Origin of the sequence: Solirubrobacter deserti, assembly GCF_027587175.1 — a bacterium.
Taxonomy (GTDB): domain Bacteria; phylum Actinomycetota; class Thermoleophilia; order Solirubrobacterales; family Solirubrobacteraceae; genus Solirubrobacter; species Solirubrobacter deserti.
On the sequence record NZ_JAPCID010000010.1, the window covers coordinates 160,895 to 169,543 of the forward strand.

Annotated in this window: 9 protein-coding genes and 1 pseudogene; 9 read left to right on the forward strand and 1 reads right to left on the reverse strand. The window is 73.6% G+C overall.

Annotation, left to right across the window (positions count from 1 at the left end; genetic code table 11):
- The 4 genes from OJ962_RS09195 to OJ962_RS09210 are packed head-to-tail and all read left to right on the forward strand — an operon-like array spanning position 1 to position 3,396.
- The gene (locus OJ962_RS09195) at positions 1–537 is read left to right on the forward strand and encodes a hypothetical protein (protein ID WP_202957212.1); all 537 of its coding nucleotides are present in this window, start codon (positions 1–3) and stop codon (positions 535–537) included.
- The gene (locus OJ962_RS09200) at positions 534–1,532 is read left to right on the forward strand and encodes an efflux RND transporter periplasmic adaptor subunit (RefSeq protein ID WP_202957211.1); all 999 of its coding nucleotides are present in this window, start codon (positions 534–536) and stop codon (positions 1,530–1,532) included. The genes OJ962_RS09195 and OJ962_RS09200 overlap by 4 nt, the downstream gene beginning before the upstream one ends.
- Positions 1,529–2,197 carry an ABC transporter ATP-binding protein gene (locus OJ962_RS09205; RefSeq protein WP_202957210.1) on the forward strand — a complete coding sequence of 223 codons (669 nt, stop codon included), beginning with the start codon at positions 1,529–1,531 and terminating at the stop codon, positions 2,195–2,197. The genes OJ962_RS09200 and OJ962_RS09205 overlap by 4 nt, the downstream gene beginning before the upstream one ends.
- The gene (locus OJ962_RS09210; RefSeq protein WP_202957209.1) at positions 2,194–3,396 is read left to right on the forward strand and encodes an ABC transporter permease; all 1,203 of its coding nucleotides are present in this window, start codon (positions 2,194–2,196) and stop codon (positions 3,394–3,396) included. The genes OJ962_RS09205 and OJ962_RS09210 overlap by 4 nt, the downstream gene beginning before the upstream one ends.
- Here OJ962_RS09210 and OJ962_RS09215 read toward each other — a convergent pair.
- On the reverse strand, positions 3,350–4,459 hold the full coding sequence (locus tag OJ962_RS09215; protein ID WP_202957208.1) for a sensor histidine kinase: 1,110 nt from the start codon (positions 4,457–4,459) through the stop codon (positions 3,350–3,352). The two genes, OJ962_RS09210 and OJ962_RS09215, sit on opposite strands and share 47 nt — an antisense overlap.
- 91 nt (positions 4,460–4,550) lie before the next feature.
- Here OJ962_RS09215 and OJ962_RS09220 point away from each other — a divergent pair, with 91 nt between their 5' ends.
- The 5 genes and pseudogenes from OJ962_RS09220 to OJ962_RS09240 all read left to right on the forward strand — a co-directional run.
- On the forward strand, positions 4,551–5,549 hold the full coding sequence (locus OJ962_RS09220) for an NAD(P)-dependent oxidoreductase (RefSeq protein WP_202957207.1): 999 nt from the start codon (positions 4,551–4,553) through the stop codon (positions 5,547–5,549).
- Positions 5,542–6,546, forward strand: coding sequence for a D-alanine--D-alanine ligase family protein (locus OJ962_RS09225; RefSeq protein WP_202957206.1), 1,005 nt, complete (start codon positions 5,542–5,544; stop codon positions 6,544–6,546). Before OJ962_RS09220 ends, OJ962_RS09225 begins: the two co-directional genes overlap by 8 nt.
- Positions 6,543–7,151, forward strand: coding sequence for a D-Ala-D-Ala dipeptidase VanX (gene vanX, locus OJ962_RS09230; protein WP_202957205.1), 609 nt, complete (start codon positions 6,543–6,545; stop codon positions 7,149–7,151). Before OJ962_RS09225 ends, vanX begins: the two co-directional genes overlap by 4 nt.
- Positions 7,152–7,154: 3 nt before the next feature.
- Positions 7,155–8,459: a UDP-N-acetylmuramoyl-tripeptide--D-alanyl-D-alanine ligase gene (locus OJ962_RS09235; protein ID WP_202957204.1), complete on the forward strand. Its 1,305-nt coding sequence runs from the start codon at positions 7,155–7,157 to the stop codon at positions 8,457–8,459.
- Positions 8,453–8,649, forward strand: a pseudogene (locus OJ962_RS09240) (hypothetical protein); the annotation flags it as partial. The gene OJ962_RS09235 and the pseudogene OJ962_RS09240, both read left to right, overlap by 7 nt.

Genomic DNA, 8,649 nt, shown 5'->3' on the forward strand with positions numbered 1-8,649 from the left:
ATGAGCACGAAACTGGCGACCGTCGCGGCGGTGGCCCTGATCTTCGCGGGCTGCTCGAACGAGCCGTCCCCCGAGGCGCCCGCCGACACCGGCACCAGCGCGAGCGCCACGACCGACAGCGAGACCAGCGGCCAGAGCCAGGCGATGCGGTTCTCCGCGTGCATGCGCGAGAACGGCGTCGCCGACTTCCCCGACCCGGACGCGTCGGGCGAGCTGACGATCGACGGCGTGCTCAACGGCTCCTCGCTGGATGCGAGCGACCCGGCGTGGAAGCAGGCGCTCGCCGCGTGCAAGGCGCTGCAGCCGTCCGGCTTCACGGGCCGTAAGCGCACCCCCTCCGAGCAGGAGCCCGCGCTCCGATTCGCCCAGTGCATCCGCGAGAACGGTGTCGAGGACTTCCCGGACCCGACGCCCGACAGCCCGCTGATCGACACCAACCGGATTCCGTCCGCCAACCGGGAAGGCGGCATGGCCGCCCTCAACGCGGCCATGGACCAGTGCCGCGACCTGGGGGACAAGGCAAGGCAGGGTCGGTGAAGCGCGGTGCAGTGCTGCTGGCCGCCGCGCTGACCGCGTGCGGCGGCGCCCCGGCACCGGACACCGCGCGGCAGGCGCCCGCGAGCACCGCGCGGGTGGAGCAGGGCGCGCTGTTCTCGACCGTCTCGCTGAACGGGACCCTGACCCGGCGTGCGCGCTCGGACGGCTCGCCGTACACGGCGATCAACCAGGCGCGCGGGATCTACACCCGGCTGCCCGAGGTCGGCGCGAAGGTCGACTGCGGCGACGTGCTCTACCGCGTCGACGACAACCCGGTGCGGCTGCTGTGCGGCACCGTCCCGGCCTACCGCGACCTCAACACCGGCGACAGGGGCAAGGACGTGCGGCAGCTCAACCGCAACCTGCGCGTGCGCGGCAACGTCTTCACCGTCAAGACGAAGGCCGCGCTGAAGCGGCTCCAGCGCGGCAAAGGCAGGCTCGACCTCGACGACGCGGTCTTCCTGCCGAGCCCGATCCGCATCACCAAGCTGAGCGGCAAGCTCGGCGCGCCCGCCCGGCCGGGTGCGCCCGTCGCACAGGCCACCTCCGACACGCTCGAGGTGCAGGTGGAGCTCGAGCCGTCCCAGCAGCGCCAGGTCAAGCGCGGCGACAGCGCCCGCATCACGCTGCCCGACAACACGTCGGTGGACGGCACCGTGGACCGTCTCGGGCGCGTCGCCCGCACCCCCGAGGGGGCCGACCACGCCACGATCCCGGCGTCCATCCGCCTCGACGAGCCCGAGCAGGCGCGCGGGCTCGACGAGGCGCCGGTCCGCGTCGAGGTCACGACCACCGGCGTGAAGGACGCGCTGAGCGTCCCGGTGACCGCGCTCGTCGGCCGGTCCGGCGGCGGGTTCGCCGTCGAGGTCGTGCGCGACCGCCGGAGGCGGGAGCTGGTCGCGGTGCAGCTGGGCCTGTTCGACACCGCCAGTGGACGCGTCGAGGTGGAGGGTGCGTTGAAGGCCGGCGACGAAGTCGTGGTGCCGTCGCTGTGAGCGCCGTCCTCGAGCTGGACGGCGTGACCAAGGTCTACGGCGAGCAGCCGCCCGTGCCCGCGCTTCGGGGCGTGTCGTGCGCGGTGGACCAGGGCGAGCTCGTCGGCATCGTCGGCCCGTCCGGGTCCGGCAAGTCCACGCTGCTGCACGTGATGGGGACGCTGGAGCGGCCCACCGCCGGCGTCCTGCGGATCGGCGGCGTCGACGCCGCGCAGCTCGACGACCGCGCGCTCTCGCGGCTGCGGGCGCGCGAGATCGGCTTCGTGTTCCAGCAGTTCTTCCTGGCCGAGCACGCCACCGTCCGCGAGAACGTCGCCGACGGGCTGCTGTACGCCGGCGTGCCCGCCGCCGAGCGTCGCGAGCGCGCGGACGAGGCGCTCGAACGCGTCGGCCTCTCGCACCGCGCCACCTTCAAGCCGACCAAGCTGTCCGGCGGTGAGCGCCAGCGGGTCGCGATCGCCCGCGCCCTCGTCGGACGCCCCGCGATCGTGCTCGCCGACGAGCCGACCGGCAACCTCGACAGCGCCACCGGCGCGTCGATCATGGCCCTCATCCACGAGCTCAACGCCGAAGGCGCGACGATCGTGATGATCACCCACGACACCGACCTCGCCGAGCGGCTGCCGCGCCGGCTGCGGATCCTCGACGGCCGGCTCGTCCCATGAGCGTCAAAGACGCGCTGCGGGTGATGAGCGTCGGCCTGCGCGCCCGCCCGACGCGCGCGGCGCTGTCCGCGCTCGGGATCGCGATCGGCACGGCCGCGATCGTCGCCGTGCTCGGGCTCTCGGCCTCCTCCCAGGCCGGGCTGCTGGCCGAGATCGACCGGCTCGGCACCAACCTGCTGACCGTCCAGGCCGGTCAGAGCCTCACCGGGGAGGACGCGACGCTGCCGCTGGAGGCTCCGGCGCGGATCACCCATCTCGACCACGTGCAGACGCTCGCCCACACCGGCCTGATGGAGGACGCGCACGTCTACCGCAACCCGCTGCTGCCGGAGGGCAACACCGGCGGCGTGCAGGTGCGTGCCACCAGCTTGAACCTGCCGTCCGTGCTCACCACCCGCGTCGCGCGCGGCCGCTGGCTGAACGCGGGCACCGCGCAGGTGCCGGTCGTGGTGCTCGGGGCGGTCGCCGCGCAGCGGCTCGGCGTCGACCGGCTGCACCCCGACCTGCGGGTCTGGCTCGGCGGCCAGTGGTTCAGCGTCGCGGGCATCCTGCGGCCGTCGCCGCTGGAGCCGGACATCGACGCCAGCGCCCTGGTCGGCTACCCGGCCGCCCAGAAGTACCTCGGCTACGTGAGCCTGGTCGGCGGCGGCGAACGCTCCGGCCCGCCGAGCAGCATCTACGTGCGGACCGCCACGGGGCAGGAGGCGGCGGTCCAGGCGCGGCTCGGGCAGACCGCCAACCCCGCGGCGCCGAACGAGGTGGACGTCAGCCAGCCCTCCGACGTGCTGACCGCCCGCGCGGCCGCGGCCGGCGCGTTCGACAGCCTCTTCCTCGGGCTCGGCGTCGTGGCGCTGATCGTCGGCGCCGTCGGCGTCGCCAACATCATGATCATCTCGGTGCTGGAGCGCCGTTCGGAGATCGGCCTGCGGCGCGCGCTCGGGGCGACGAAGGGTCAGATTCGCGCGCAGTTCCTCGGCGAGTCGATCCTGCTCGCGGTGATCGGCGGGGTCGTCGGCGTGCTGAGCGGGATCGTGGCCACCGCCGTTTACGCGGGCACAAAGGGGTGGGCGGTCGTGATCCCGCTCGAGGCGTGGGCGGGCGGGATCGCGTCGGCGCTGCTGATCGGCGCGTTCGCCGGGCTGGCGCCGGCCGTCAGGGCGTCTCGCCTGCCGCCGACGGTGGCGCTGCGGACGGCTTGAGCCGGACCGTCACCAGCAGGCCGCCGCCCGGGCGGGGCGCGAGCTCGAGTGTCCCGTCGTGGGCGCCGACGATGCTCTTGACGATCGCGAGGCCGAGCCCGACGCCCGCGTGATCGGTGCGCGTGCGTTCGGACCCGCGCTGGAACGGCTCGGCCAGCGTGGCGACCAGCGCCGCGGTCAGCGGCTCACCCGTGTTCTCGACCGTCAGCCGGACTTCACCCGGGTCCGCGCTGGTCGTGACCCACACGCGGCCGTGCTCACGCCGGTTGTGGACGATCGCGTTGTGCACCAGGTTCGTCGTCATCTGCAGCAGCAGCGCGGGCGAGCCGAGCGCGGGCGCGATGTCCCCCGACGTCTCGATCGTCACGCCGCGCTTCTCCGCCACCGGCAGCAGCACCTCGGTCGCCTCCTCGGCGATCAGGGACAGGTCGACGTGCTCGGGGACGAACGAGCGCTGGTCGGCACGGCTGAGCGCGAGCAGCGCCTCGGTCAGGTCGATCGCGCGGGTGTTGACGAAATGCAGGCGGTCGACCAGCTCGTCGGGCCCGCGGGCCTGGTCGTTGCGCGCGACCTCGAGCAGCGTCTGCGTGATCGCGAGCGGCGTGCGCAGCTCGTGGGACGCGTTGGCGGCGAACCGCTGCTGCTCGGCGACGTGCGCCTCCAGCCGCGCGAGCATGGCGTCGAAGGCGTCGGCGAGCTCGCGGAACTCGTCGCTGCGCCCCGGGAGCGCGACCCGGTGCGAGAGCGAGCCGGTCTCGGCCAGCCGCGTGGCGGCGGTGATGCTGTCCAGCGGCGCGAGCATCCGGCCGGCGAGGATCCAACCGCCCACCAGCCCGAATACCAGCAGGAACACGAGCATGACCGCCGCGGGCAGGCTGAAGCCGTTCAGCGGGTCCGAGCGCATGGTCGGGAACAACGGGAACCCGAAGGTCACCTCGTCGGGGATGTAGCGCAGGATCGACACCCACACGACCGCGAGCAGCAGCACGCTGGCGAGCATCAGAAACCCTGCGTAGCTGAGGGTGAGCTTGAGGCGGACGCTCAGGCCAGGCGCTCTGTTCACGGTCGCTCCGAGGCTAGGCGCCGGTACGTATCGTCGGCGTATCGAAAAGCCCATACGTGCCGGCAACACCGTGCGCACTTGACTGCGCGGCATGACCAGCATCGGCTCGCTCGAGTCATCGCCTGACCCGGTCGCCGGCACGGTAGGGCTCACCGTCTACGGATGCGGCCAGGACGAGGCCGTCCTGTTCCGGGAGCTGGCACCGCGCTTCGGTGTCGTGCCGGCGATCACCGAGGCCGCGGTCTCCGACGCCACGATCGCCCTGGCGCTCGGCAACCGCTGCATCAGCGTCGGCCACAAGACCCGCATCACGAACTCGACCCTGCTGGCGCTCAGCCATGCCGGGGTCAAGTACATCAGCACCCGCAGCGTCGGCTACGACCACATCGACGTCGAGTACGCGGCAGGCGTCGGCATCACCGTCGGGACCGTCGCGTACTCCCCGGACAGCGTCGCCGACTACACGCTGATGCTGATGCTGATGGCGGTGCGTCACGCGCGGTCGGTCATCCGCCGCGCGGACGTCCATGACTACCGGCTCACCGCGGCGCGCGGGAGAGAGCTGCGCGACCTGACGGTCGGCGTGGTCGGGACAGGCCGCATCGGCTCCGCGGTGGTGGACCGGCTGCGCGGGTTCGGCGGGCGGGTCCTCACGCACGACCCGCGCCGCGGCGCCGACTCCGTCCCGCTCGAGGATCTGCTGCGGCGCAGCGACATCGTCACGCTCCACACGCCGCTGACCGCGGACACCCACCATCTCCTCGATCGGCGGCGGCTCGCGCGCATGAAGGACGACGCGATCGTCGTCAACACGGGGCGCGGCGCGCTGATCGACACCGAGGCGCTCGTCGTCGCGCTGGAGCGCGGCCGTCTGGGCGGAGCGGCGCTCGACGTGCTCGAGGGCGAGGAAGGGATCTTCTACGCCGACCACCGCTCGCGTCCCGTCGAGCACGAGCTGCTGCTGCGCCTGCACCGGCTGCCGAACGTGCTCATCAGCCCACACGTCGCCTACTACACCGACCATGCGCTGCGCGACATCGTCGAGCACAGCCTGCTGCACTGCGCGAGCTTCGGGGAGCGGCATGGCTAGGTTGAAGGTGGGCATCCTCTTCGGCGGCGCCGGCGAGGAGCACCCGATCTCCGTCAAGTCCGCGCGGGAGGTCGCCAGGCACCTGGACCGCGCGAAATACGAGCCGGTCTGGATCGGGATCACCACGGACGGTGCGTGGCGGCTGTGCGACGGTCCCCAGGTGGGGTGGGAGGCGCGCGGGCGCCCGGCCTCGCTGTCGCCCGACCGCGGCGTCCGCGGGCTGCTCGTCCGCGGACAGGACGCGGTGGCGCTCGACCTCGTGTTCCCGGTCCTGCACGGCCGGCTCGGCGAGGACGGCGCGGTGCAAGGGCTCCTGGAGCTGTCCGGCCTCCCGTACGTCGGCTGCGACGTCCAGAGCTCCGCGCTGTGCATGGACAAGTCGCTCACCTACCTCGTCGCGCGCAGCGCCGGGATCGCGACGCCGGACTTCACGGTCAGCGAGGACCCCGGGGCGCTCCCCTACCCGCTGTTCGTCAAGCCGGCGCGGTCGGGGTCCTCCTTCGGCGTCAGCAAGGTCTCCGTGCCGGAGGACCTGCGCGCCGCGATCGACGCCGCCCGCCGCTTCGACCGCAAGGTGCTGATCGAGGCCGCGGTCGCCGGCAGCGAGGTCGGGTGCGCCGTGCTCGGCGACGGCGACGATCTGCTGACGGGGGAGGTCGACCGCATCGCGCTCTCGCACGGGTTCTTCCGGATCCACCAGGAGGATGCGCCCGAGTTCGGCTCGGACAACTCGACGCCGATCGTCCCCGCCGACATCCCGGACGAGGCGCGCGCGCTCGTGCAGGCGACGGCCAAGGCCGTCTACCGCGCGCTCGGCTGCCGCGGGCTGGCGCGCGTGGACCTGTTCCTGCGGGCGGACGGGACCGTCGTCCTCAACGAGGTCAACACGCTGCCCGGCCTGACGTCCTACAGCCGCTACCCGCGGATGATGGCGGCCGCCGGGCTGTCGATGGGTGCGGTGATCGACCGGCTCGTGGACGCGGCGGTGGCGCGATGAGGGACGGGTTCGCGTTCGTCGACGAGCTGGTGCCCGGCGTCCGCTGGGACGCCAAGTACGCGACGTGGGACAACTTCACGGGCAAGCCGGTGGACGGCTACGTCGCCAACCGCATCGTCGGGACCACGGCGTTGTGCCACGCGCTCCAGCGTGCGCGGGCGCAGGCCGCGACGCTCGGGTACGGGCTGCTGCTGTGGGACGGGTACCGCCCGCAGCGCGCCGTGGACTGCTTCCGGCGCTGGGCCGAGCAGCCCGAGGACGGCCGGACCAAGCCGAGGCACTACCCGAACATCGATCGGGCCGACATGTTCGAGCAGGGCTACGTCGCCACCAGATCGGGGCACACCCGGGGCAGCACGGTCGACCTGACGTTGTTCCACCTGGCGAGCGGCGAGCTGGCGGACATGGGCGGCGGGCACGACCTGATGGACGCGGCGTCCCACCACGGGGCCTCCTCGGTCACGGCGGTCGCGGCCCGCAACCGCCGCCACCTGTGCTCGATCATGACCGCGTGCGGGTTCAGCTCCTACGTGTGTGAGTGGTGGCACTACTCGCTCGCCGCGGAGCCGTATCCGGACACGTACTTCGACTTCCCGATCGCGTAGGCCGTGCGGTTCACGGCATCTGCGCTCGCGGCCGAGCTCGGGGGCGAGCTGGTCGGTCCTGACGTCGGCGTCGACGGCGCGAGCATCGACTCGCGCACGATCGGGCCCGGCCGGCTGTACGTGCCGATCGTGGCCGAGCGCAACGGGCACGCGTTCATCCCGGCGGCGCTCGAGGCGGGGGCGGCGGCCTACCTCACCACGCAGGAGCCGGTGGGCGGGACGGCGATCCGGGTGCGGGACACGGCCGCCGCGCTGCTGCGGTTGGGCGCGCTCGCGCGTGAACGGGTCCAGGGCGCGATCGGCATCACCGGCTCGGTCGGCAAGACCACCACCAAGGACCTGCTGGCGGCGTGCCTGGCGCCGACGCTGCGGGTCGTCGCGAGCGAGCGGTCCTTCAACAACGAGCTCGGCCTGCCGCTGACGCTGCTCAACGCGCCGGAGGACGCCCGCTGGGCGGTGCTGGAGATGGGCGCGCGGCGGGTGGGGGACATCGAGCGGCTGGCCGCGATCGCGCGGCCGGACGTCGGCATCGTCACCAGCGTCGCGATGGCGCACGTCGAGTACCTGGGCGACCTCGACGGCGTGGCGCGCGTCAAGGGCGAGCTGGTGGCCGCGCTGCCCGCTTCCGGACTCGCGGTATTGAACCTCGACGACCCGCGCGTGCGCGCGATGGACGCCCTGGCCGCGTGTCCCGTGCTCGGGTTCGCGGTGGACGCCGACGCCGACGTGCGGGCGGAAGCCGTCACGCTCGACCGCGACCTGCGCGCCCGGTTCCGCCTGTGCTCGCCGTGGGGGCAGACGGACGTCCGGCTCGCGCTGCGCGGCCTCCAGCAGGTCCCCAACGCGCTGGCCGCGGCGACGGCCGCGCTGTGGTGCGGGGTCGGGCTCGAGGCGGTGGCCGCCGCGCTGGCCGCGAGCGAGGGCTCGCCATGGCGCATGGAGGTCCGGCACGTGCCCGATGGTCCGCTGCTGGTCGTCGACTGCTTCAACGCCATCCCCGCCTCGACCGAGGCCGCCCTGCGCTCGCTGGCAGCGCTGCCGGGTGCGCGCAAGCTCGCCCTGCTCGGGCTGATGGCCGAGCTGGGCGCGCGCAGCGAGGCCGAGCACCGCCGCATCGCGGGCCTGGCGCAGGAGCTCGGGATCGAGGTCGTCGGGTACGGCACCGCCCACTACGGCGACGCGCACGTCACGGGCGTCGAGGAGGCAGTCGCCGTCCTGCGCGCGCTGGGCCCGGGCGACGCCGCGCTGGTCAAGGGCAGCCGGGTCGCGCGCCTGGAAGACGTGGTGCGGGCCTACGCGCCGTGCTGAAGCTCGCGCAGGAGGTCGGCGCCGTCGCGGGCGTGGCCGCGGCGGCCGGGCTCGTCCTGCTCGCGGTGCTGCACGTCTCGCAGGCCCGCGAGGTCCGGCGGCTGCGCGAGTGGGCGGGCGGCGCGCCCGAGCGCAACGCGCCGCCGCGCCCGCCCGCCACCCCGGCCGATCACGCCGAGCCGCGGCGGCC

Bases quoted from the DNA above. Each gene is read 5' to 3' on its own strand.
- OJ962_RS09195 (WP_202957212.1), top strand. From the start codon at position 1: ATGAGCACGAAACTGGCGACCGTCGCGGCGGTGGCCCTGATCTTCGCG.
- vanX (WP_202957205.1), top strand. From the start codon at position 6,543: ATGAGGGACGGGTTCGCGTTCGTCGACGAGCTGGTGCCCGGCGTCCGC.
- OJ962_RS09210 (WP_202957209.1), top strand. From the start codon at position 2,194: ATGAGCGTCAAAGACGCGCTGCGGGTGATGAGCGTCGGCCTGCGCGCC.
- OJ962_RS09220 (WP_202957207.1), top strand. From the start codon at position 4,551: ATGACCAGCATCGGCTCGCTCGAGTCATCGCCTGACCCGGTCGCCGGC.
- OJ962_RS09225 (WP_202957206.1), top strand. From the start codon at position 5,542: ATGGCTAGGTTGAAGGTGGGCATCCTCTTCGGCGGCGCCGGCGAGGAG.